This window comes from Mycobacterium sp. GA-0227b (assembly GCF_001499855.1).
GTDB lineage: Bacteria > Actinomycetota > Actinomycetes > Mycobacteriales > Mycobacteriaceae > Mycobacterium.
This window is the reverse complement of sequence record NZ_LQIK01000012.1, coordinates 185332-209453: the sequence shown is the minus strand read 5'-3', so window position 1 is coordinate 209453 and position 24122 is coordinate 185332. Positions and strand designations below refer to the sequence as shown.

Annotated in this window: 23 protein-coding genes; 18 read left to right on the top strand and 5 right to left on the bottom strand. The window is 66.8% G+C overall.

Annotated elements, in window-relative coordinates; all coding sequences use genetic code 11:
• Positions 1-2: 2 nt before the first annotated feature.
• From AU185_RS11425 to AU185_RS11380, 10 genes are all read left to right on the top strand, one after another.
• Positions 3-1463, top strand: coding sequence for an MCE family protein (locus AU185_RS11425; protein WP_059097939.1), 1461 nt, complete (start codon positions 3-5; stop codon positions 1461-1463).
• Between the two features lie 54 nt (positions 1464-1517).
• Positions 1518-2549 carry a virulence factor Mce family protein gene (locus tag AU185_RS11420; RefSeq protein WP_059098402.1) on the top strand — a complete coding sequence of 344 codons (1032 nt, stop codon included), beginning with the start codon at positions 1518-1520 and terminating at the stop codon, positions 2547-2549.
• On the top strand, positions 2546-3898 hold the full coding sequence (locus AU185_RS11415; RefSeq protein ID WP_059156976.1) for an MCE family protein: 1353 nt from the start codon (positions 2546-2548) through the stop codon (positions 3896-3898). Before AU185_RS11420 ends, AU185_RS11415 begins: the two co-directional genes overlap by 4 nt.
• Positions 3895-5241, top strand: coding sequence for a virulence factor Mce family protein (locus AU185_RS11410; RefSeq protein WP_059097938.1), 1347 nt, complete (start codon positions 3895-3897; stop codon positions 5239-5241). The genes AU185_RS11415 and AU185_RS11410 overlap by 4 nt, the downstream gene beginning before the upstream one ends.
• Positions 5241-6392: an MCE family protein gene (locus AU185_RS11405; RefSeq protein WP_502687769.1), complete on the top strand. Its 1152-nt coding sequence runs from the start codon at positions 5241-5243 to the stop codon at positions 6390-6392. The genes AU185_RS11410 and AU185_RS11405 overlap by 1 nt, the downstream gene beginning before the upstream one ends.
• A 1-nt stretch (position 6393) precedes the next feature.
• The gene (locus tag AU185_RS11400; protein WP_059097936.1) at positions 6394-7893 is read left to right on the top strand and encodes an MCE family protein; all 1500 of its coding nucleotides are present in this window, start codon (positions 6394-6396) and stop codon (positions 7891-7893) included.
• A gap of 99 nt (positions 7894-7992) precedes the next feature.
• Positions 7993-8664, top strand: coding sequence for an Rv1363c family protein (locus AU185_RS11395; protein ID WP_059097935.1), 672 nt, complete (start codon positions 7993-7995; stop codon positions 8662-8664).
• Entirely contained in the window at positions 8661-9455 is a 795-nt protein-coding gene (locus tag AU185_RS11390; RefSeq protein ID WP_059097934.1) for a hypothetical protein, read from the top strand. Before AU185_RS11395 ends, AU185_RS11390 begins: the two co-directional genes overlap by 4 nt.
• 9 nt (positions 9456-9464) lie before the next feature.
• Positions 9465-10367 carry an alpha/beta fold hydrolase gene (locus AU185_RS11385; RefSeq protein ID WP_059097933.1) on the top strand — a complete coding sequence of 301 codons (903 nt, stop codon included), beginning with the start codon at positions 9465-9467 and terminating at the stop codon, positions 10365-10367.
• Between the two features lie 5 nt (positions 10368-10372).
• The gene (locus AU185_RS11380) at positions 10373-11641 is read left to right on the top strand and encodes a WS/DGAT domain-containing protein (RefSeq protein ID WP_059097932.1); all 1269 of its coding nucleotides are present in this window, start codon (positions 10373-10375) and stop codon (positions 11639-11641) included.
• Here AU185_RS11380 and AU185_RS11375 read toward each other — a convergent pair.
• Positions 11638-11868 (bottom strand): hypothetical protein, encoded by a 231-nt coding sequence (locus tag AU185_RS11375; RefSeq protein ID WP_059097931.1) that lies wholly within the window; start codon positions 11866-11868, stop codon positions 11638-11640. The genes AU185_RS11380 and AU185_RS11375 overlap by 4 nt on opposite strands.
• Positions 11869-12024: 156 nt before the next feature.
• On the opposite strand from AU185_RS11375, the gene AU185_RS11370 reads away from it, so the two are divergent.
• Positions 12025-12546 (top strand): DoxX family protein, encoded by a 522-nt coding sequence (locus AU185_RS11370; RefSeq protein WP_059097930.1) that lies wholly within the window; start codon positions 12025-12027, stop codon positions 12544-12546.
• A gap of 58 nt (positions 12547-12604) precedes the next feature.
• Positions 12605-14347 carry a DUF3556 domain-containing protein gene (locus tag AU185_RS11365; protein WP_059097929.1) on the top strand — a complete coding sequence of 581 codons (1743 nt, stop codon included), beginning with the start codon at positions 12605-12607 and terminating at the stop codon, positions 14345-14347.
• Here AU185_RS11365 and AU185_RS11360 read toward each other — a convergent pair.
• Positions 14337-15128, bottom strand: coding sequence for a FadR/GntR family transcriptional regulator (locus tag AU185_RS11360; RefSeq protein ID WP_059097928.1), 792 nt, complete (start codon positions 15126-15128; stop codon positions 14337-14339). The genes AU185_RS11365 and AU185_RS11360 overlap by 11 nt on opposite strands.
• 209 nt (positions 15129-15337) lie before the next feature.
• Here AU185_RS11360 and AU185_RS11355 point away from each other — a divergent pair, with 209 nt between their 5' ends.
• From AU185_RS11355 to AU185_RS11345, 3 genes are read left to right on the top strand one after another with little or no spacing between them, the layout of a single operon-like run.
• Complete coding sequence (locus tag AU185_RS11355) at positions 15338-16483, top strand: thiolase family protein (protein WP_059097927.1); 1146 nt, start codon at positions 15338-15340, stop codon at positions 16481-16483.
• A 5-nt stretch (positions 16484-16488) separates the two neighbouring features.
• Entirely contained in the window at positions 16489-17286 is a 798-nt protein-coding gene (locus AU185_RS11350; RefSeq protein WP_059097926.1) for a crotonase/enoyl-CoA hydratase family protein, read from the top strand.
• A 4-nt stretch (positions 17287-17290) separates the two neighbouring features.
• The gene (locus tag AU185_RS11345) at positions 17291-18433 is read left to right on the top strand and encodes an acyl-CoA dehydrogenase family protein (RefSeq protein WP_059097925.1); all 1143 of its coding nucleotides are present in this window, start codon (positions 17291-17293) and stop codon (positions 18431-18433) included.
• A 66-nt stretch (positions 18434-18499) separates the two neighbouring features.
• On the opposite strand, the gene AU185_RS11340 is transcribed toward AU185_RS11345, so the two are convergent.
• Positions 18500-19246, bottom strand: a complete 747-nt coding sequence (locus AU185_RS11340) for a fasciclin domain-containing protein (RefSeq protein WP_059097924.1) — start codon at positions 19244-19246, stop codon at positions 18500-18502.
• A gap of 170 nt (positions 19247-19416) precedes the next feature.
• Between AU185_RS11340 and AU185_RS11335 the strand changes: the two genes are divergently transcribed.
• From AU185_RS11335 to AU185_RS11325, 3 genes are read left to right on the top strand one after another with little or no spacing between them, the layout of a single operon-like run.
• Entirely contained in the window at positions 19417-19941 is a 525-nt protein-coding gene (locus tag AU185_RS11335) for a gamma carbonic anhydrase family protein (protein ID WP_059098400.1), read from the top strand.
• Between the two features lie 34 nt (positions 19942-19975).
• Positions 19976-21124, top strand: coding sequence for an NAD(P)H-binding protein (locus AU185_RS11330; RefSeq protein WP_059097923.1), 1149 nt, complete (start codon positions 19976-19978; stop codon positions 21122-21124).
• The gene (locus AU185_RS11325; protein ID WP_059097922.1) at positions 21121-21840 is read left to right on the top strand and encodes a CPBP family intramembrane glutamic endopeptidase; all 720 of its coding nucleotides are present in this window, start codon (positions 21121-21123) and stop codon (positions 21838-21840) included. Before AU185_RS11330 ends, AU185_RS11325 begins: the two co-directional genes overlap by 4 nt.
• Position 21841: 1 nt before the next feature.
• Here the strand turns inward: AU185_RS11325 and tet(V) are convergent, their stop codons facing one another.
• Together tet(V) and AU185_RS11315 are read right to left on the bottom strand one after the other, a co-directional pair.
• Positions 21842-23089 (bottom strand): tetracycline efflux MFS transporter Tet(V), encoded by a 1248-nt coding sequence (tet(V), locus tag AU185_RS11320; protein WP_172800281.1) that lies wholly within the window; start codon positions 23087-23089, stop codon positions 21842-21844.
• 151 nt (positions 23090-23240) lie between these two features.
• Complete coding sequence (locus tag AU185_RS11315) at positions 23241-24062, bottom strand: enoyl-CoA hydratase (RefSeq protein ID WP_059097920.1); 822 nt, start codon at positions 24060-24062, stop codon at positions 23241-23243.
• Positions 24063-24122: the final 60 nt, after the last annotated feature.

Here is a 24122-nt window from a genome sequence, read left to right as displayed (position 1 = left end):
CCGTGGACGAACACGACGAAGGCCTGCATCCCGCGTGGTGGACATTGATCCTCGTGGTCATCATCTTGGCCTCCATCTGGCTGACGTATGCCTTGTTCCGCGGCAGCTTCAGGTCGACCGAGACGGTCACGCTGACCTCCGATCGGTCGGGTCTGGTGATGGAGACCAACGCCAAGGTCAAGTTGCGCGGCGTGCAGGTCGGCCGGGTCGCCGAGATCCAGGGCGGCAGCCAACCGGTGGCGTTGAAGCTGGAGATCGACCAGGACAAGCTCGAGTACATCCCGGCGAACGTCGAGGCGCAGATCCGGGCCACCACCGTGTTCGGCGCCAAATTCGTCGACCTGATCTATCCGAGCGACCCCAGCTCGCAACGGCTCTCGGCCGGTCAGGTGATCCAGTCGCGCAACGTCACCGTGGAGGCCAACACGGTATTCCAGAACGTCGTCGAGGTGCTCGAGCAGATCGACCCGGCCAAGCTCAACAGCACCTTGTCCGCGCTCGCCCAGGGCGTCCGAGGTCAGGGCGAGCGGATCGGTGAGGCCACCACCGCCGCGAATCAGGTTCTGCTGGAGCTCAATCCGCGCCACGAGACGGTGACCGCCGACCTGCGCGCGCTGCGGGACTTCAACGACACGTACAGCGCTGCGGCGCAGGACATCCTGACCACGCTCGACGCGGCAAGTACAACCAGCACCACGATCGCCGCCCGCGCCAGCCAGCTGGACGCGTTGCTGCTGGCCACCATCGGGCTTTCCAACGCCGGCATCAACCTGCTCGCTCCGAACCAGGCCAACCTGATCAAGGCCATCAACGTGCTGGAGCCGACGACCAACCTGCTTTACAAGTACAGCCCGGAGTACACCTGCCTGCTGACCGGCGCGAAGACGCTGCTGGACACCGGCGGGTACGACGCGCCGGGCGGCAACGGCCGCACGCTGGTGCTGGATGTCGGGTTGGCACTCGGCGACGACCCGTACCGGTACCCCGAGCATCTGCCGATCATCGGCGCCAAGGGCGGCCCGGGCGGCAAACCCAGTTGCGGCTCGCTGCCCGACGTCGCAAAGAACTGGCCGGTCCGAAATCTCGTCACCAACACCGGATTCGGCACCGGAATCGACTGGCGCCCCAACCCGGGCATCGGCTTCCCCGGGTATGCCAACTACCTGCCGGTCACCCGCGCCGTGCCCGAGCCGCCGAGCGTCCGCAACCTCTTCGGGGGACCCGCGATCGGTCCGATCCCGTACCCGGGCGCTCCGGCCTACGGTGCAGACCTGTACGCAGACGACGGCACCCCGCTGTGGCCGGGCCTGCCGGCCGCGCCGCCGCCGATGGCGCCGCGCGAACCCGGTCCCACGCCGGGTTCTGAGCCGTTCATCGTGCATTCGCCCGCGCAGATGCAGCCCACACCGCTACGACCGACACCGTTGCCCACCCCGGCCCGACCGGGACCGCCGTTCCCGTGACCGCCAGCGACCGCCGACAGAGCAAGCCATGAAAGGAGATGAGCCGTGTCAGGCATGACAGCCAGGGTTCGACACGACGCCGTGCGTCTCGCCGTGTTCTTGACTGTGTGCCTGCTCGGCGTGTTCGGCTTGTTCGCGATCTTCGCGGAGTTGCGCTTCGGGGAAGCCACCAACAGCTACGTCGCCGAGTTCACCAATGTCACCGGGCTGGAGAACGGCGACTTCGTCCGCATCGCCGGCGTCGAGGTCGGCAAGGTCGAAAACGTTGAGATCCAACCGGATACCACGGCGCGGGTCGAGTTCACCGCCGACAAGTCGGTGGTGCTGACCGAGGGCAGCAGAGCCGTCATCCGGTATGACGACCTCATCGGCGGTCGATACCTGGCGCTCGAAGAGGGGGCCGGCGGAATCAAGAAGCTCGAGCCCGGCGGCACGATCCCCTTGGCCCGCACGTCGCCCGCGCTCGACCTCGACGCACTGATCGGTGGTTTCCGGCCGCTGTTCCGGGCGCTGGATCCAGATCAAGTCAATGCCTTGTCGGGCCAACTGATTTCGGCTCTGCAGGGTCAGGGTGCGACTATCAACTCGTTCCTTGCCCAGACCGCCACGCTGACGAGCACGCTGGCCGACCGTGATCGGCTGATCGGCGAGGTCCTGGTCAACCTCAACGTCGTGCTGGGATCGCTCGGCGACCAGAGCGACCAGTTCGCCAAGGCAGTCGACGCGCTGACCGAACTGGTCGGAACACTGCAATCCCGCAGAGAGGACATCAGCAGCGGGGTTGCGTACACCAACGCCGCCGCCGCGAGCATCACCGACCTCCTGTCCCAGGCCCGTCCGCCGTTCGCCAAGACGATTCAGGAGACGGACCGCGCAGCGGGAATCGTGGTGGCCGACCACGAGTACTTCGACAACCTGCTGAACACCCTGCCGGATGCGTATCAAGCGCTGGCACGGCAAGGCATTTACGGCGACTTCTTCACCTTCTACCTGTGTGACATCGTGCTCAAGCTCAACGGCAAGGGCGGCCAGCCGGTGTATGTGAAAGTCGCCGGGCAGTCCACCGGGAGGTGTGCGCCGAGGTGAAGTCCTTCTCTGAACGCAATCAAACCGTCATCGGTGTCATCGGGCTGGTGTTGACGATCGGCATCGTGCTGGGGTCACTGAATTACGACCGGCTGCCGTTCCTGCAGGGCAAGGAGTACTCGGCCTATTTCGCCGAGGTGGGTGGGCTGACAGTTGGTGAGGCCGTACAGGTTTCGGGATTCGAGGTGGGTCGGGTCAAGTCCATCGAGTTGGACGGGCCGCGCGCCCTGGTGAAGTTCACCGTCGCCAAGGACATCCGGCTCGGCGACCGCACCGAGGCCGCGATCAAGACCGAAGGCCTGTTGGGCACGAAGATCCTCGAAGTCACCTCTCGCGGCGACGGCCAACAAGAGGGCACGATTCCGATGGATCGGACGACGTCGCCGTATCAACTCCCTGATGCGCTGGGCGATCTGGCGACGACGATCAGCGGCTTGAACACGAACCAGTTGTCGGATTCGCTTCGCGTGTTGGCGGACACGTTCTCCGACACTCCACCGGAGCTACGGATCGCGGTCGAAGGGGTGGCCCGGTTCTCCGAGACGCTCAACGAGCGCGATGCGCAGCTCAGAGGTCTGCTGAACAACGCCGACAAGGCCACCACCGTGCTGGCCGAGCGCAGCGGCCAGGTGGTCAGCCTGATCACCAACACCAATGCGCTGCTGGCCGAGCTCGAAAGCCAAAGCGCGGCACTCGATCAGGTCTCGGGCAACATCTCGGCTCTCAGCGAGCAGTTGCAGGGCTTCATCGCCGAGAACCGCGAAACCATGCGACCTGCGCTCGACAAGCTCAACGGAGTGCTGACGATCATCGACAACCGCAAGGAACGCCTGCAGCGGTCGCTGACGTTGCTCACCGACTACTCGATGTCGCTCGGCGAATCGGTCTCAGGCGGCCCGTTCTTCAAGACCTACGTCGCGAACCTGCTGCCCGGCCAATTCCTGCAGCCGTTCATCGACGCCGCGTTCTCCGACCTGGGTCTGGATCCGAATGTGCTACTGCCCTCGGAACTCAGCGACCCACAGGTCGGTCAGCCGGGCACGCCGGCGCTGCCGGTGCCCTTCCCGCGCACGGGTCAGGGCGGCGAACCGCGGCTGACCGTTCCCGACGCCATCACCGGCAATCCCGGCGACCAACCGTGCGGATTGCCCGGCTTGCCGTTGCCCGGACCCGGCTGCTACCCGTACCGCCAGCCGCCGCCGGCGCCGCCGCCCGGTGGGCCGCCCCCGGGCCCGCCCCCCGCGGCCCCGCCGGGGCTGCAGTCGACTCCTGAGCCGACTCCCGCTCCGGTGATGGTGCCCGCTCCCGGTGGGGTTTCCCACGGTGCACCCGCGGAGGCCGGACAGTGACGCGCACCGCGAGGAACATCTTGGCCATCGCATTGGTCGTGATACTGGCCGCCGGTGCGATCGTGCTGTTGCGCACCGTCGAGAGGATCGACCGCACCCACGTCGTCGCATACTTCGAGAACGCCAATGGCATCTACCCCGGCGACGACGTCAACATCCTCGGTGTTGGCGTGGGCAGGATCGAGTCGATCGAGCCGCAGCCCGAGCGGGTGAAGATCTCGTTCTGGTACGACAGCAAATACAAGGTCCCGGCCGACGCCAAGGCCGCGATCCTGTCTCCGACGCTGGTGACCGCGCGCAGCATTCAGCTCACCCCGGCCTACACCGGGGGACCGGTGATGAAGGACGACGCGGTCATTCCGCGGGAACGCACCGCCGTTCCGGTGGAGTGGGACGAAGTCCGCCAACAGTTGGAGAAGCTGGCCGAAACGCTGCAGCCGACCGAGCCGGGGGGAGTGAGCCCGCTGGGCTCGGTCATCAACACCACCGCCGACAACCTGCGCGGCGAAGGCGCCAACATCCGCGAGACGGTCATCAAGCTGTCGCAGGCGGTGACGGCGCTGGGTGATCACAGCACCGACATCTTCTCCACCGTCAAGAATTTGGCGATCCTGGTGTCGGCGCTGCAGGACAGCACCGACGTGATGCGCCAGCTCAATCAGAACCTGGCGACGGTGACCGGCCTGCTCGCCAACGATCCCGACGAAGTCGCCAACGCGGTGCGCGACCTCAACAACGTCGTCGGAGAGGTCCAGGCCTTCGTCGCCGACAATCGCGAATCGCTGGGCACCACGTCGGACAAGTTGGCCGGAGTGACCCAGGCGCTGACCGACAGCCTCGCCGACGTCAAGCAGTTCCTGCACGTGGCGCCCAACACCTTGCAGAACTATGTGAACATCTGGCAGCCGTCGCAGGGGGCGGTCAGCAGCGTGCCGATGCTCAACAACTTCGCCAATCCAATCTCGTTCCTGTGCGGCGGTATTCAGGCGGCGTCACGGCTGGGCGCCGAGGAGTCGGCGAAGCTGTGTGTGCAGTACCTGGCGCCGATCCTCAAGAACCGCCAGTACAACTTCCTGCCCATCATGCAGAACGTCTTCGTCGGCGCCTCGACGCGGCCGAACGAACTGACCTACAGCGAGGACTGGTTGCGCCCGAACTACATTCCGCCGCAACCTGTTCCGTCGCAGCCCATTCCTTCTTCGGCCCCACCGCCCGACGCAGGACCGTCGCCATCGGCCCCGCCGGCGGGTCCGCCGTTGGCCGCAGAAAGCGGGGGGACCGTCACGCCGAACCCCGCCGACGGTTTGCACGGGATGATGGTGCCGCCGGGGGTGGGGCCATGATGCGACGCAGGGTCATTCGCAAGCTGGCCGTCGTGGTCGTATCGGCCGGCCTGCTGTCCGGCTGTTCCGATTGGCAGGGGCTGAACTCGCTTCCGCTGCCGGGCGGTGAGGGCACGGGACCGAACGCGTTCACCATTCAGGCGCAGATGCCCGACGTGGACAACATCGAACCGAACTCCCGCGTCCGGGTCGCCGATGTGAACGTCGGCCACGTCACCAAGATCGAGCGGCAGAACTGGCACGCGCTGGTGACCATGAAGCTCAACGGCGACGTCGAGCTGCCCGCGAACGCGACGGCGAAGCTCGGGCTGACAAGCCTGTTGGGTTCCCTGCACATCGAATTGGCGCCGCCGACCGACGTGCCGCCGCAAGGAAAGCTGAAAGAAGGCTCGCTGATCCCGTTGGCGTCGTCGAGTTCGTATCCGAGCACAGAGCAGGCGCTGGCCGCCGTGGCGCTGCTGCTCAACGGCGGCGGGATCGGCAACATCCACGACATCACCGAGGCACTGAGCGTCGCGTTCGCCGGTCGCGAGAACGACCTACGCAGCCTGATCGAACAGCTCGACATCGCGATCGGCCATCTCGACGACCAGAAACAGGACATCATCGACGCGACGGAGAGCCTGAACAACCTCATCGGGCAGTTCGCGGCGCAGAAGCCGGTGGTGGACAAGGCATTACGGACGGTGCCCGACGCCTTGGCCGTGCTGCGGGATCAACGGCAGAACCTGACCGAGGCGCTGACCCAGCTCGGCAGGTTCAGCGCGCTGGCCGCCGACTCGGTCAACCAGACCAAGGAAGCTCTGGTGCAGGAGCTCAAGGACCTCGGCGTGGTGCTGCAGGAACTGGCCGATGCCGGTCCCGCGCTGACCCGAGCGCTGAGCTTCCTGCCCACCTTCCCGTTCCCCAAGGAGACACTGACCAACTGGATGCGGGGCGACTACGCGAACCTGACGCTCGTCGTCGACCTGACGTTGAGCCGAATCGACTCCGGGTTCTTCACCGGGTCGCGGTTTGAGTGCAACCTGACCTGGCTGGAGCTGCAGTGGGGCCGCACCATCGGCCAGTTCCCCAGCCCGTGCAACCACAACGTGCCGCCACCGGGCGGCAACCCGTTGGTCGCTCCATACCGCTGGGACCAGGGGCCCTAGCATGCGAATGACACGGCAAATCCTCATTCAGATGGCGATCTTCTCCGTCATCGCGATCACCGCGCTCGTGGTCATGGTCTTCGGGTACATGCGGTTGCCGACCCTGCTCGGCGTCGGGCAGTACCGCGTGACCCTCGAGTTGCCCGAGACGGGTGGGCTGTATCCGAGGGGCAACGTCACCTACCGCGGCGTGCAGGTCGGCGAGGTGAAAAGCGTCGAGCTGACCGACACCGGAGTCAAGGCGGTGCTGTCGCTGAACTCCGACGTCAGGATCCCCGCCGACCTCGACGCCGAGGTGCACAGTGTGTCCGCCGTCGGCGAGCAGTTCGTCCAGTTGCTTCCGCGCAGCGGCGAAGGCCCGGAGTTGCAGGACGGCGACGTGATCCCGGTGGAGCGCGCGACGATTCCGACCGACATCAACACGGTGCTGGACGATACGGCTCGCGGTCTGCAGGCGATCCCGCAGGAGAACCTCAAGACCGTCGTCGACGAGGCCTACCTCGCGGTCGGCGGCCTCGGGCCGGAACTGCGCCGGCTGGTCGCCGGCAGCGCCACGCTGGCCATCGACGCCCGCAAGAATCTCGACCCGCTGACCACACTGATCGACCAGTCCAAGCCGGTGCTGGACACCCAGACCGAGACCGGCGGCTCGATCCAGGCCTGGGCCGCGAATCTGGCGAGCATCACCGGTCAGTTGCAAAGCCAGGACCCGGCGGTGGCGGGGATCCTTGCCAAGGGGCCGGGGGCTGCCGACGAGGTGCGGGCGCTGTTCGACCGGCTGCAGCCCACGCTGCCGATCGTGTTGGCCAACCTGGTCAGCATCGGAGAGGTCGCCGTCGACTATCACCCGAGCCTCGAGCAGCTGCTGGTGTTGTTGCCGCAGGGCACCGCGGTCACGCAGGCCGTCGGCGTGCACAAGCGCAACACCAAGCAGGACTACGAAGGCGATGCCCTGATCTTCAACCTGAACGCGATCCTGCCCGCGTTCCCTGCGCCGCTACCGCTGCCACCGCAGAATCTCCCGCCGCCATGCACCACCGGTTTCCTGCCCGCGCAGCAGCAACGGGTGCCGACCTTCGAGGACTATCCCGACCGGCCGGAGGGTGATCTCTACTGCCGGACGCCGCAGGACGCGCCGTTCAACGTCCGCGGCGCCCGCAACCTGCCGTGCATCACCGTGCCGGGAAAGCGCGCCCCGACGTGGCAGCAGTGCGAGAGTGACGAGCAGTACGTGCCGCTCAACGACGGCTACAACTGGAAGGGCGATCCGAACGCCACCCTGTCCGGGCAGCCCATCCCGCACGTGCCGCCCGATGTACCGGTTGCGATAACGCCTCCTCCGCCGGGTACGCCGCCGCTGCCCGTCGCGGCCGCCGAATACGACCCGGCGACCGGCAAATACGTCGGCCCGGACGGCAAGGTGTACACCCAGTCGAATCTGGCGGCCGGCGCGTCGGGGGAGCGGCCGTGGCAGTCGATGCTCATCCCGCCGGGCGGCTGAGCGAACATTCTCCGACGATAGGGTGTCGGGCACGTAGGTTTGGCTTGAGCCGACGTGTACCTGACCCAGACCTGGCCCGCGGGCCGTAGAGGAACGTAGATGGCAGACGAGACAACTCCCGCCGAAGAGAAAGCGGGCGAATCGACATCCGATGTCGATGCCGCGGCGGACGGTGACGAGTCCACCACATCGGTCACTGAACCGGCTGATAACGCCGGTGACGTCGACGATTACGACGTCGAGGCTGCCGATGACACCGCGGAGCCCGCCGCAACCAAGCCGCCAATGTCGCATGTGCGGCTCGCGACCATCGCGGGCCTCGTGCTCGTGCTGGCGCTCGGAGGACTGACCGGTTGGCTTGGTTACCGGGCATATGAATCGCGGCAAGCCGAGGATCTGCGGAACCTTTTCCTGCAGGTCGGGCGGCAGGGAGCGTTGAACCTGACGACGATCAACCACGAGCACGTCGAGGCCGATGTGCAGCGGGTCCTCGATTCGTCGACCGGGACGTTCTACGACGACTTCCAGCAGCGCGCGGCGCCGTTCGTCGAGGTCGTCAAGCAGGCGAAGTCCAAGTCGGAGGGCACGATCTCGGAGGCGGGCCTGGAGTCGTTCTCCGACGACGAGGCGCAGGTGCTGGTGGCGGTCACCGTCAACACGACGAACGCCGGGGCGCCCGAGCAGCAGCCGCGAGCTTGGAGGATGAGGATCTCGGTGCAGAAGACCGGCGACGATGAGGCCAAGGTCTCGAATGTGGAGTTCGTACCGTGAGTAGTAGACACAGGCTGCCCAAGCGCGCCAAGAGCACCGACGCCACCGCTGACGATTCGGTCGAGGCGGCGACCGACCAGCAGACCGAAGCGGTGGAGTTGACCGAGTCCGCCGCCGTGGAGGAATCGAATCCCGCGGAGCCCGCCACCACGGATACCGCCGCCACGGAATCCGCCGCTGAGCCTTCCGACACTGATCCTTCCGATACGGAGTCGCCCGAAAAGGGTGCCGAATCAGCCGCTGAACCCGACGTCGCGGATTCCGACTCGGCCGAAACCGCCGCCCCGGCGGCCGCTCCGAAGCGGAAGGTCAACTGGGAGCGCGTTTTTGCATTCGGAGTGTTGCCTGCAATCGCGCTGCTGCTCGCGGGCGCGGCCGGCTATCTGAAGTGGGTGGACAACTCGGTGCGCACTGCCGAAACCGTTCGCGAAGAGTCGGTTCAAGTGGCCAAGGACAGCACCGTCGCGATGCTGTCGTACAAGCCGGACACCGTCGAACAGCAACTCAACGACGCGCGTGCCCTGCTGACCGGTGAGTTCGAAGAGTCCTACACAGGGCTGATCAACGACGTGGTGATTCCCGGCGCGAAACAGAAGCAGATCTCCGCGGTGGCGTCGGTGCCGGCGGCGGCCTCGGTGTCGGCCGACCCCAACGAGGCGGTGGTGTTGGTGTTCGTCAACCAGACCGTGGTGGTCGGCCAGGATCCTCCCACCGACAGCGCCTCGAGTGTGCGCGTGACGTTGGAGAAGGTCGACGGTCGCTGGCTCATCTCGAAGTTCGACCCGGTATAGGGAACCGTAATGGCCGAACCCGAGCTCATCGACGTCGAGGCACCGGGTGTGCGGCTTCGCGCGCTGAGCTGGGGCGCCTCGGACGCACCGATCGCGTTGTGCCTGCACGGCTTCCCTGACACCGCGCACGGCTGGCGCAAGGTGGCGCCGCTGCTGGCCGGCGCCGGGTGGCGGGTGGTGGCGCCGTTCATGCGCGGCTATGCGCCGTCGTCGACCGCGTCGGACGGCAGCTACCACGTCGGCGCGCTGATGGACGATGCGCTGCACGTGCTCGACGCGGCCGGACCGACGGGCCGCGACGTGCTCATCGGACATGACTGGGGCGCGATCGCGGGTGCGGGACTCGCCGCGATGCCCGACAGCCCGTTCTCGAGGACCGTGATCATGTCGGTGCCGTTAGCCGCGGCGTTCCGGCCGTTGGGCCGGGTGCCGGACGGTGTGCGACTGGCCGCCCAACTGCCGCGTCAGCTGCTGCGCAGTTGGTACATCATGTATTTCCAGTTGCCGGGGCTCCCGGAGCGATCCGCGTCCTGGGTGGTGCCCCGGTTGTGGCGGCAATGGTCCCCGGGATACGACGCCGCCGAGGACGTCGCCCACGTTCGCGATGCGATCGGTGCGCCGGAGAACTGGCGCGCCGCGTTGGGCTACTACCGTGCCACCGTGCGCAACACCAAGCCGCCCGCGCAGTACGCCGAACTGCACCGGCATTGGCTGTCCGCGCCCCAGCTGCCGACGCTGTACCTCCATGGACTCGACGACGGTTGCGCCTCAGCCGATTACGTGCGCTGGGTGCACTCGGTGCTGCCGGAAGGAAGCCGGGTGGGGACCGTCGAACGGGCCGGACACTTCCTGCAGTTGGAACAGCCGCAGGCAGTGGCCGGACACATCATCGACTTCATCGGACCGACCTAGGAGTCATGACGGCACGTCGACTGGCTGCGGTGGATGCGCAGATGTACTGGATGTCGGCGAAGATCCCGAGCGACCAGTTTCTGCTCTACGGCTTTGCGGGAACCGTGACCGACCTTGCTGAGGCCGTGGCCCGAATCGCTGACCGGGCGCGTGGTTGCACGGAGTTGCGACTGAAGGTGCGCGACGGCAATCCGCTGACCTATCCGCAGTGGATTACTGCGGACGTCGCGCCGAACCAGTTCGTGATGCACGCTGCCGGCACCAGTTGGCCGGAATGCCTGGCCGCGGTGGTGGGATTAAGCTCGGACCAACTCGATCCGCGGGTCGCGGCTTGGCGACTGCATGTGTTTCCATCCGTCGAGGGTGTGCCCGGCGCAGGGCTCGGCACGGTCGCGGTGGTACAAATTGCGCACGCGTTGGGAGACGGCATCCGGTCGTCGGCCTTGGCGGCCCGGCTGTTCGGGCGGACGGCGCCGGTGGCGACGCTCGACGGACGGCCACCGCTCTTGGGCTTGGCGCTGCCGTGGCGTGGCTATCGCGCTGCCCGCGCGCATCGTCAGCTGCTGCGCGATACCGACGCTGGATCGGTTGCGCCGCAGGCGGATTCGTGCCCAGCGTTGCGCAGCAATTCCCAGCCAGGCGGCCTCCGTAGCGTGCGCACCGTGCTCAGGAAGCGATCGCAGCTGTCGGGCCCCACGGTGACCGTGAGGGTACTGGCCGCGGTGTCGACGGCGCTGGCCGCTCATCTGCGGGAGCTCGGCGACGACCCGTCGCGATTGCGCGCTGAGGTGCCGATGGCCAAGGCCGGTGAGCGGACGTCTCACAACCACTTCGGCAATGTCGGCGTCGGCCTGTATCCAGACCTGTCCACGGACGAGCGAATGGCTCGGATCGCCGAGGATCTCGAGCAGCGTCGCCGACGGGCAGCCCATCCGGCGATGCTCGAAGCCCAGCGGGCCTCCGCGGCGGTGCCCGCACCGCTACTGCGTTGGGGTGTCGGGCGTTTCGACCCGACGCTGTGCTCACCGACGGTCACCGGCAACACCGTGGTGTCGAGCGTCAACCGTGGCCCCGCCGATCTTCACTTCGGCGACGCTTCCGTGGTCATGACTGCCGGTTATCCCAGCCTGTCGCCGATGATGGGCTTGACACACGGTGTCCACGGCATCGGCGACACGATTGCGATCAGCGTCCACGCCGCGGAGTCCGCAATCGGCGACATTGACTCGTACGTCGAGAGATTGGATGCGGCGTTACCCGCCGACCGCGCCTAGAAGGGTGGAGGTTTGTTGCAGTAGTCGACCGAGGTCTGGACTCTGTTTTTCGACAACGTGGTCCACCCCTCGAGCTGGGCGGCGACCTCGGCGTCGATCTTGGCGATCGCGTCAGGATCGCGTACCAGCCGTCGCGCGCAGGCGGCGTTCTCCACCCGCGCCCACCCGCCCACCGCCGCGGCGGCATCGCGGGCGGTCACCGCCGCATCGACCAGGCGCTCGAACATATGAGCGAAGTTACCGAGACCGACCGACGCGGCAACGCCACGACCACCGGAACAGACCCCGGCCTGTGGACGAATTGCCAATTGGGGATAACCCGTCGGGCTCAAGTGTCGACGGGGCTGGGCAGCGACTTAACGCATGGCCTAGATTTTTTAGCCATGACTGCCTACGACGTCGGAGTGCTGATTCTGCGGGTGGTGCTCGGCCTCACCATGGCCGCCCACGGCTACAACAAGTTCTTCGGGCCCGGCGGCCTCAAGGGCACGGCCGGCTGGTTCGACAGCATGGGGATGAAGCCCGGCATGTTCCACGCCCGCATCGCCGCGACGACGGAGATGGCCGCCGGCATCGGTCTCGCAGTAGGCCTGCTCACGCCGATTCCGGCCGCGGGCTTCGTCGCGCTGATGCTCGTCGCGGCGTGGACCGTGCACCGGCCCAACGGCTTCTTCATCGTCAAGGAGGGTTGGGAGTACAACCTGGTGCTCGCGGCCGCGGCCGTCGGGATCGCCACGATCGGCGCCGGCAAGATCAGCCTGGACCATCTCTTGTTCAGTGAAACCGGCTTCTACGACCTGCTGCACGGCTGGTGGGGTCTGGTCATCTCGCTGGGTCTCGGCCTTCTCGGCGGCGTCGGACAGCTGGCGATCTTCTACCGGCCGCCGGCCAAGACCGACGCCTGACCCGCTGCGACCCCGAACGGTACCTGCCTAGCTAGAACACGTTCTAATCTGTGATGCCATGGGGTTCTTGAAGCAGGAAGCGCCCGTCGTCGACTTCGAGGAATGGAGCAAGGGCACCCGCGCCGAGAAAATCGTGCCTATGGCCCGGCACTGGGCCGAGGTGGGGTTCGGGACGCCGGTCGTCCTACACCTGTTCTACGTCGTCAAGATTCTGCTCTACATCCTGGGCGCATGGCTGGTCGCGCTCACCACCACCGGGATCGACGGATTCACCGACGTCACCTCCTGGTACGACGAGCCGATCGTGTTCGAGAAGGTCGTGCTGTACACGATCCTGTTCGAGGTCGTCGGCCTCGGCTGCGGCTTCGGGCCGCTCAACAACCGGTTCTTTCCGCCGATGGGCTCGATCCTGTACTGGTTGCGGCCGAATACGATCCGGCTACCACCGTGGCCGAACCGCGTCCCGCTGACCAGAGGGGACACCCGCACACCGTTCGACGCGCTGCTCTACGCCGCTCTGCTGGTGCTGCTCGTCGTGGCGCTGTTCTCCGACGGCACCGGACCGATCCCCGAACTCGGAACGACGGTCGGTGTGCTTCCCGTGTGGCAGATCTGGGCGATCCTCGGAGTGCTCGCCGTGCTGGCCCTGCGCGACAAGGTGATCTTCCTGGCCGCTCGCGGCGAGGTGTACGCGAGTCTGGCGGCGTGCTTCTTGTTCGCCGGTCCCGACATCATCATCGCGGCCAAGCTCGTGTGCCTGACGATCTGGCTCGGCGCCGCGACGTCGAAGCTCAACAAGCACTTCCCGTTCGTCATCTCGACGATGATGAGCAACAATCCGGTGTTCCGGCCCAAGTGGATCAAACGCAAGTTCTTCGAACACTTTCCGGACGATCTGCGGCCGGGCCGGTTATCACGTTGGCTGGCGCATTTCAGCACGGCGATCGAAGGACTGGTCCCGCTCGTGCTGTTCTTCTCCAACGGAGGCTGGCCGACGTACATCGCCGCGTTCGTGATGCTGGTGTTCCACTTCGGCATCCTGTCGTCGATCCCGATGGGTGTGCCGCTGGAGTGGAACGTCTTCATGATGTTCTCGGTGCTGGCGCTGTTCGTCGGGCACGCCGGCATCGGCCTGGGCGATCTGCAGAGTCCGTGGCCGATCGTGTTGTTCGTCGTCGTCGCGGGCACCGTGGTGATCGGAAACCTGTACCCGCGCAAGGTGTCCTTCCTGCCCGGCATGCGGTATTACGCGGGCAACTGGGACACCGGGCTGTGGTGCGTCAAACCGTCGGCCTCGGCGAAGATCGAACAGAACGTCGTCTCGATCGCGAGCATGCCGCAGGCGCAGATGGAGCGGTACTACGGCAGCCCGGAAACCGCGCAGATGTACCTGTACATGGGATATGCGTTCCGCGCCTTCAACACTCACGGCCGCGCGATGTTCACGCTCGCGCACCGCGCGATGGCGGGTCACAACGAAGACGACTACGTGCTCACCGACGGAGAGCGCATCTGCAGCACGGCGATCGGGTGGAACTTCGGCGACGGTCACATGCACAACGAACAGCTGATCGCGGCATTGCAGAAGCGCTGCCAGTTCGAACCCGGCGAGGTACGGGTGGTGCTGATCGACGGGCAACCGATACACCGACAGACCCAGCAGTACCGCTTGGTCGACGCCGCCACCGGCGAATTCGAGCGCGGCTACTTCAAGGTCGCCGATGTGGTGACGCGGCAGCCGTGGGACGACACCGTGCCGGTGCAGGTGACCTGGCAGAGGGAGACGACGATCAGCCCATGACGTCGCGGACTTTGACGTCCTCGAGTCCCTGCAGGAGCAGATCGCGCGCGGTGTCCAGATGCTTGCGCCAATGAGCCTCGGCGGCCACGCCGTCTCCGGATCGCAACAGCTGCATCAGCTTTCGATACGACCGCATCAGCTTGTCGTAATCGGCTTTGGAGACGGGGCGTCGTTCCTTGAACAGAAAAGCGTTGTGCCGCACGGTGATCTCTTGCAGCATCCCCGCGATGATGCTCAGCGTGGCGTTGCCCGACAATTCGACGACACGGAGGTGGAAGTCGCCGGTGGTCTCGGCCAGGGTGTCGTGCTGCCAGCCGGAGGGCACATGCTCTTCGAGCATCTTGTCGAGCTCGTCGAACGCCTCGGCCGATCCCGATTCCGCCAGCAGCCGCACCGCCATCGGCTCGATCCCGGACCGGGCCGTCATCACGTCTGCGATGGTCGCGCCGGACAGTTCGAGCAGCAGGCCGGCGGGACGGGCCACGATCTCGGGGCCGGGCACCCGGACGCGGGCGCCGGTGCGAGAGCCGCGGCGGACCTCGACGAGCCGCTCGGACTCCAGGACCCGCACCGCCTCTCGCAAGGTCGGCCTGCTCACCCCGAAGTGCGCCATCAGTTCGGCTTCGTTGGGGAGGAAGTCGCCGTCCTTGAGCTGCCCGTCGACCACCATCCGGCGCAGTGTTCCCGCGACGAGCTCGGCCGTCTTCGGGGACCGGACCGCTGTGCCGGCGCCGACGCCGTCCGGGCCGATCATCGGCGCCAGCGGTGTATTTCGAGCCACTCCCACTCCCACGACGTTGCCACTGGCCGGTTGTCCAGCTATGCAACTCAGTAAACCATGTGCGATAAAGAGCGGGAGGTTGGCGCCGCGGGCGCCTGGATGCGTCGCAGCCTACCAACCAGTAGGTTGACCTAGTAAACTTTGTTCCTCTACGTTCGATGGTGGACCTTTGTGGGAGATCCCACCAAACCTTTCGAAGGAGTTGTTCCATGGCTGAAGCCGTCATCGTCGAGGCAGTGCGGTCGCCCGTCGGCAAGCGCAACGGAGGACTGTCCGGTGTGCATCCTGCCGAACTGTCCGCGCAGGTCCTCAATGGTCTGGTGGAGCGGGCCGGGGTCGACCCGGCGCTCGTCGAGGACGTGATCTGGGGCTGCGTCATGCAGGCCGGCGAGCAGGCCCTCGACATCGGCCGAACCGCACTGCTGGCGGCGGGCTGGCCCGAGAGCGTGCCCGGTGTGACGGTCGACCGCCAGTGCGGGTCGAGCCAGCAGTCCATCCACTTCGCCGCCGCCGGGGTGATCGCCGGCCACTACGACGTCGTCGTCGCGGGCGGTGTGGAGTCGATGTCGCGCACTCCGATGGGCGCGTCGCTGGCCAGCGGCGGCAACCCGTATCCCCAGAGCTTCAAGGACCGCTACAGCCAGACCCCGAACCAGGGCATCGGCGCCGAGATGATCGCCGAGCAGTGGGGCCTCGACCGCACCATGCTCGACGAGTTCTCCCTCGGCTCGCACGAGAAGGCAGCTGCCGCACAGGATTCCGGTGCGTTCGACGATCAGATCGTCGCGATCAAGGACCAGGACGGTAATCCGGTTCTCAAGGACGAGGGCATCCGCCGCGGCACCACCATCGAGAAGATGGGTCAGCTCAAGCCCGCGTTCCGCGAGGACGGCGTGATCCACGCCGGCAACTCGTCGCAGATTTCCGACGGCTCGGCCGCGCTGCTGTTCATGTCCGCCGAGAAGGCCGCCGAGCTGGGTCTCAAGCCGATCGCCAAGGTGCACACCGCCGTACTGGCCGGTGCCGATCCGGTGATCATGCTGACCGCGCCGATCCCCGCCACCCAGAAGGCGCTCAAGCGCTCGGGCCTGCGTCTCGAGGACATCGGCGTGTTCGAGGTCAACGAGGCGTTCGCCCCGGTTCCGATGGCGTGGCTGAAGGACATCGGTGCCGACGAGAAGAAGCTCAATCCCAACGGCGGCGCGATCGCGATCGGCCACCCGCTGGGCGGCTCCGGCGCCCGCATCATGACCACGATGCTGTACCACATGCGCGACAAGGGAATTCAGTACGGCTTGCAGACCATGTGCGAGGGTGGCGGCCAGGCAAACGCCACCATCATCGAACTGCTGTGACATCTGTGCCGTCCGACGTTGCGGTCCCCGCCGCTCTGACCGAGCGGCGGGGCAACGTCCTGGTGATCACCCTCAACCGGCCGGAGGCCCGCAACGCCGTCAACAGCGCGGTGAGCACCGCGGTGGGCGACGCTCTGCAGGAGGCGCAGGACGACCCCGAGGTTCGCGCGGTGGTGATCACCGGAGCAGGTGAGTCCTTTTGCGCCGGAGCCGATCTCAAGGCCATCTCGCGGCGGGAAAATCTCTTCCACCCCGAGCACGGTGAGTGGGGCTTCGCAGGCTACGTGCACCATTACATCGACAAACCGACCATCGCTGCGGTCAACGGCACCGCGTTGGGCGGCGGCACCGAACTCGCGCTTGCCAGTGATCTGGTGGTCGCCGAGGAGCGCGCGAAATTCGGTCTGCCCGAGGTGAAGCGGGGGCTCATCGCCGCAGCGGGCGGCGTGTTCCGCATCGTCGACCATCTTCCCCGCAAGGTCGCGATGGAGCTGCTGTTCACCGGCGAGCCGATGTCGTCGGCCGACGCGCTCAAGTGGGGCCTCATCAACCAGGTGGTTCCCGACGGGACCGCGGTCGACGCGGCACTTGCGCTCGCCGAACGGATCACCTGCAATGCGCCGCTTGCGGTGTGGGCGAGCAAGCGGGTGGCGATGGGCGTCGACGACGGCGTCATCACCGGCGACGAAGCCGGGTGGACGAGGACCATGCGTGAAATCGGGACCGTGATCCGTTCCGAGGACGCCAAAGAAGGACCGCTGGCCTTCGCCGAGAAGCGCCAGCCTGTTTGGAAGGCCAAGTGACCAAGTGAAGAGAGCTATCTACGACGCCGAGCACGAGGCGTTCCGGGAAACCGTGCGGGAGTACATCGAACGCGAACTCATTCCCAATCAGGAGAAGTGGGAGACCGAGCGCATCGTCGACCGGTCGGCGTACACCGCAGCAGGCAAATACGGGCTCATCGGGTTCAACATGCCCGAGGAATACGGCGGCGGCGGCTCCGACGACTTCCGGTTCAACGCGATCATCGACGAGGAGATGGCCCGCTCCGGCGCACACGGACCGGCGCTGAGCCTGCACAACGACGTCGTCGGGCCGTACTTCAAGGACCTGACCAACGACGAGCAGAAGCAGCGCTGGCTGCCCGGCATCACCAGCGGGGAGACCATCATCGCGGTCGCGATGACCGAGCCCGGCGCGGGCAGCGACCTGGCCGGCATCCGCACCTCCGCGGTGCGTGACGGTGACGACTGGATTGTCAACGGCTCCAAGACATTCATCTCGTCGGGCATCAACTGCGACCTCTGCGTGGTGGTGGCCCGCACCGATCCCGAAGCCGGCCACAAGGGCTTCACGCTGCTGGTCGTCGAGCGCGACATGGAGGGCTTCAGCCGCGGCCGCAAGCTCGACAAGATGGGTCTGCACTCGCAGGACACCTCGGAGCTGCACTTCGAGAACGTCCGGGTGCCCGCCGCCAACGTGCTGGGCAAGGAAGGCCGCGGCTTCTACCACCTGATGACCAACCTGCCGTCGGAACGGTTGTCGATCGCGATCTCGGCGATCGCCGGGGCCCGCGCGGTCTGGGAGGAGACGCTGCAATATGCCAAGGACCGCAAGGCATTCGGCCAGCCGATCGGCAGCTTCCAGCACAACCGGTTCCTGCTCGCCGAGATGGACACCGAGCTCGAGGTCACCGAGAACTACATCGACCGCTGCCTGCGCGCCGTCGTCGACGGTGAGCTCACCGCGGTCGAGGCGGCCAAGGCCAAGTGGTGGGCCACCGAGGTCGCCAAGAAGGTGGTCGACAGCTGCGTGCAGCTGCACGGCGGCTACGGCTACATGATGGAGTACCGCGTGGCGCGGGCCTACGTCGACGGACGCATCCAGACGATCTTCGGCGGTACCACCGAGATCATGAAGGAGATCATCGGCCGCGACTTGGGCGTATAAGACAAGCCGATTCGGTGTAGTTGGTTGCGGTGGGCGCAACCAACTACACCGAAATCGCGAAGAGCGTCAGCCGATCGGCGCGTCTGCGGCCGGCGTCGGCTCGGTCGGCTCGGTCGTCGCCGCAGTGGTCGTGGTCGTCGTAGTCGTGGTGGTCGACGTCGCGGACGGCGTGGCCGCCGCCGGTGCCTTGGCCGGGTCGAGCACCGTGTCGATCAGGTAGATCCGGGCGTTGGCCGCCTGGATCCCACCGCAGACCACCTTCGCGGTGTCGTTGATCTCGATGTCGGCGTTCTCACCGGTCACCTTGATCTCCGCACCCTGCTGGGTGGGCCGCTGACCCTCGACGTCCTTGGGGCCGAGGACCCCGAGGAACACGTGGTAATAGACGAGGTCCGTCAGCGCGGCGGGGTTCGCCTTCAGCGCGTCCAGTTGAGCAGGCGGCAGCGCCGCGAACGCCTCGTTCGTCGGCGCGAACACCACGTACGGGCCGTTCTCCAGGACCGGCACGACGTTGACCGCGGGGTTGAACCCACCCGAGATCGCGGAGTAGAAGGTGCTGGCGTCCGGGATGGCTTGCAGCGCCTGTCCGACCGGCAGGGCGTTCAGCGATTTCCAGTCGGGCACCGCCTCCTTGAACGCGTCGCAGCCCGACCCCTCCGGATTCGGGATCTCGATCACCGCGGTGGTGGTCGGCTCGGCCGGCTGCTCGGGCGCGGGCGGATCGGCGTATGCGGTGACGGCCAGCGGCACCGAGAGCGCCATCGCGGCGATCCCGGCCGTGGCACCGATGGCTTTGCGGGTGCGGGTCTTCACTTGCGGCTCCTCGGCTAGACAGGTCGCAAGGGATGTTAGAGGCACGGCCGCGCCAGTGCCAAAGTCCTCACCTCGCCAAACGTTCGCCGCAAGCGTCTGACCTGCGCATTGCCGATCTCCCCACACGCTGCTGTCTCGTCGGCCAACGGCCGGTGAATACGATGACGCGCATGCCTGAGCCGCTGATCGTCTCCATTCGTGGCCGCACACCGTCGCTGCACGCTGAAGCGTGGGCGGCGCCGAACGCGAGCCTGATCGGTCAGGTGACGCTCGCCGCACGGGCCAGCGTCTGGTACGGCGCGACGCTGCGCGCGGAGGCCGAACCCGTCGACATCGGCTTCGGCACCAACATCCAGGACGGCGTGACCATCCACGTCGATCCGGAGTTCCCGGTCAGCATCGGCGCGGAGGTCAGCGTCGGGCACAACGCCGTCCTGCACGGCTGCGTCGTCGAAGACGGAGCGCTCATCGGCATGGGCGCGGTCATCCTCAACGGCGCGACGATCGGCCAGGGCTCGCTCATCGCCGCGGGCGCGGTGGTGCCTCAGGGATTCGTGGTGCCGCCGCGCTCACTGGTCGCGGGCGTCCCGGGCAAGGTGCGACGCGACCTGAGCGACGCCGAGGTCGCCCACAACCGGCACAACGCGCAGGTGTATCAGCGGCTCATCGATCTGCACCGCGACGCGACGGCCTAGATTCCGTCGGGACCGATCCGGGTACAGCCGTACCGTGAAACGTGTGCGCACCCTGGTGACCGGCGCGACCGGTTATGTCGGCTCCCGGCTCGTCGACGCCCTGCTGTCGGAGGGGCATGACGTCGTGGCGGCGAGCCGAAACCGCGACAGATTGGCCGATTTCGGTTGGCAGGACCGCGTCACCGCCGTCGAGTTGGACGCGCACGACGAGGCCTCGGCGCGGTCGGCATTCGCCGACGCCGGGCCCGTCGATGTCCTCTACTACCTTGTGCACGGCATCGGGGAACCCGACTTCCGGGACGCGGACAACCGGGCGGCGGCCAACGTGGCGCGGGCCGCCAAGGACGCCGGTGTCCGGCGGATCGTGTACCTGGGCGGGTTCGTGCCGGATGGCGACGATCTGTCCGAGCACCTGAGCAGCCGCGCCGAAGTGGCCGAAGCGCTGCACATTGACGGCGGTGCCGATGTGGTGTGGCTGGGCGCGGCGATCATCATCGGGGCAGGGTCGACGTCGTTCGAGATGCTGCGCTACGTCGGCGACCGGTTCGTGGTGTTTCCGCTGCCGTCGTGGTCGTCGAACCCGATCGACCCGATCTCGATCTGCGACGTTCTGCACTACCTCATCGCCGCCGCGGACAGCGATCGCGTGCCCGCGGGGGCCTACGACATCACCGGCGCGGAAACGACGTCATACGCCGAGTTGCTTCGGACCTATGCGCGGATATCCGGCAAGTGGCGGGCCGAACTGCCGGTCGACGGCGTCGACACCGGGCTGGTGTCGTGGGTGACGGCGGTGGTGTTGCCCGTGCCGGGCGGGCTGGCGGCGGATCTGGTTCAGTCCCTTGACCATCCGATGATCGCCTCGGAAACGCGGCTGCGCGAGCACGTGCCCGACCCGCCGGGCGGATTGGTCGGGATCGACGATGCGATCAGGCGGTCCCTGGGCAGTCGTCGGCGCAAACCCGTCGACGAGCTCACCGACCCGCACCACCTCGCCGACACCGACCCCGACTGGGCCGGCGGAGACACACTGCGCCTCAAGCAGATGGCCGGCGCGGTGACACCCGGAATCGTCCGGCCCGCGCTCGGACTCATCGGCGGCGTTCCCGGACCGGTAGCCGGAGTGGTCCGCACGGGGCTCGATACGCTTCTCAACCTGGTGCCGAAGGCGAGCCCGGCATGACGGAGACGCAGCCGCGCGCCGGACTCCTGCAGGAGATCCGCGAGATCGCGACCACCGTCGCCGTTCCGCACCACGAACCGCCCGCAGTCATCAGGCGCAGGCGGATCGTGGTCGCGGTCGTGCTGGTGATCGGCGCTGCGCTGCTGGGCTATTCGCTGACCCGGCCGCCCGGTGACGACTCGTTCTACTGGCTGACGCTGGCGCTGGCGGGGGTGTGGGCCGTCGGCGCCGTCCTGTCCGGACCCCTGCACCTGGGCTGCGTGAGGTTCCGCGGCCGAAACCAGCGGCCCGTGATCACCGGCACCGGCGTCGGGTTGGCGTTGGGCGCGGCGTTCGTCATCGGCGGTCTGATCGCGCGCGAGATTCCCGGCGTACGCGAATACATCACCCGGGTACTGGAATTCGCCGATTACGGGCCACTGGCGCTGGTGGTCTTCATCACCGTGGTCAACGGTGTGGCCGAGGAGATGTTCTTCCGCGGCGCGATGTACACGGCGCTGGGCCGTTTTCACCCCGCGTTGATCTCGACCGTGCTTTATGTCATCGCGACGTCGGCCACCACCGGCAACCCGATGCTCGGCTTCGCCGCGATCATTCTCGGCACGGTCTGCGCGCTGGAACGCCGAGCGACCGGCGGCATACTCGCACCGATGCTCACCCACTTCTTCTGGGGGTTGGTCATGGTGCTCGCGCTGCCGCCGATCTTCGGCGTCTAGTTCAGCGCAACGGGTGGGCCAACTCGTCGCGACGCATCCCGGCCGCCCCCACCGCGACCGCCGCCACCAGCACGGGGACGATGCCGGCGACGAGGAAAATCGTCTGCATCGACACGACTTTCGACAGCGGACCCATGATCGCGAACGACACCGGCATGAACGCCAGCGAGACGAAGAAGTCCAGGCTCGACACGCGGCCCAGCATCGCCGTCGGCACCCGTCGCTGTAGCAGCGTGCCCCAGATGACCATGCCCGCGCCGTCAGTGAACCCGATGACGAACGTCGCGGCCGCCATCACCGGGAACGACGTGGTGAAGCCGAACACGATGAGCGGAATGGCGCCGAGACTCCACATCGCCAGCATCACCGACAGATATCGCCGCGGCATCCGGCCCGACGACACCGTCAGCGCGCCGAGGGCGCTGCCCACACCGAAGAACGCGAGAATGAACCCGTACATCCGTGCCCCGTCGGCGAAGCGGTCCTTGGCGATGAATGGCAGCAACACCTCGATCGGCCCCAGCACCACCAGCACGAAAATGCTCGCGAACAGCAGTGTCCACAACAACCACGGGGTTCCGAGTACGAACACGAAGCCGTCGCGCAGATCACGCAACACATGCGGGTGCTCTTGTGGTGCAGGGGTTTTCATGGCCGGCCGGGTCGCGATGAGCAGCACCAGGCCGACGGCGAACAGCACGGCCACCGCCACGGCGCCCAGCGCGGGGAACGTCGCACCGACGAGCACACCCGCGACGGCCGGACCCACCGCCCGCTGGAAGACCGGACGCACCACGCCTTCGACACCGTTGGCCGCGAGCAACTGCTCCGGCGGCAAAATCCGCGGCAGGATCGCGCTGTAGGCGGGGAAGAAGAACGCCGCCGCGGTGCCCAGGGCCGCCGCGCCCACCGCCAAGTGCCAGATCTGCAGAGCACCAAGCAGTCCCAGCACCGCGATCGCCGACGAGGCGAGCACGTTGACCGTCTCGACCGCGATGATGATCGCGCGTTGGTGGAACCGGTCGGCGGCAATCCCGCCGATCAACACGAAGGCGACCAGGGCGGCGGCGAAGCACGTCGTCACGATCGACAGCGATACGGGATCGTTGTCGAGTGCGATGACCTGCATGGCCAACACGACCGCGAACATGCCGTCGGCGAAGATCGACAGTGAGACCGCCGCGATCAGCAGGCGGTACTCGCGAATCCGGAACGGTGCGAGCACACGCCAGCCGCCGGTGTTGTGCACCGGCTGTTGGATGTCGAACTGCGTACTCACCCGTCGATGGTTGCCGATGCGCGGGCACCGAGTCCACCGATTTTCTCGGCGCGAGCAGACGCGAAGTGCCCAAAAACCGCCGCGAATCCGGACAGTTTGCGTCTGTTCGCCCTTACAAGGGTTAGAAGTCGGAGAAGTTGGCTTGCCTGCGCTGCTGGAAGGCCTTGGTGCCTTCGCGGAAGTCGTGCGAATCGAGAAGCGACAACTGGCCCTGCTTTTCGCGTTCCAGTGCGCCTTCGAACTCGGTGAGCGTGGCGGCGTTGATCGCGTGCTTGGTCTTGCGCAGTGCGACCGCGGGACCGGACTTGAGCGTCGCGATGACCTTGTCGACCTCGGAGTCGAACTCGTCGGCGGGGTAGACCGCGGTCACCAGACCCCAGTCGTAGGCCTGGTCGGCCGGGATGCGTTCGGCCAGCAGCGCCATCCGGGTCGCGCGGATGCGCCCGATCGCCGCGGCGATCAGCGCCGATGCGCCGCCGTCGGGCATCAGGCCGATCTTGGTGAACGCCAGCATGAAAAACGCCTTCTCCGAAGCCAATACGACGTCGGAGGCCAACGCCAGCGATACCCCGACACCGGCCGCCGGGCCGTGCACCGCGGCCACCACCGGTTGCGGCAGGTTCACGATGGCCCGAACCGCGCGGTTGGCGGCATCGAGCACGTCGGCCGGTGTTCCGTTCGCGCCCGGATTGGCGTGGTCCTCTTCGCTGATGCCTGCGCCCGAACAGAATCCGCGGCCGGCCCCGCCAAGCCGCACGACCTTGACCCTCGAGTCGGACGCCGCCTGGTTCAGGGTGTCCGCGATGGTCGCGAGCATCGGTTGGGTCAGCGAATTGAGGCTGTCCGGCCGATTCAGCGTCACCGCGAGCACACCGTCGGTGAGGTCGACCGACAGTGCGTCAATTCCGGTATATGTGGCTGCGCCCGAATCGAGGGTTGTCATGGCTGCACCCTAGAACCGGACGACTTGGTTATACAAGTAAGCTATGTCGGCGATCGAGGC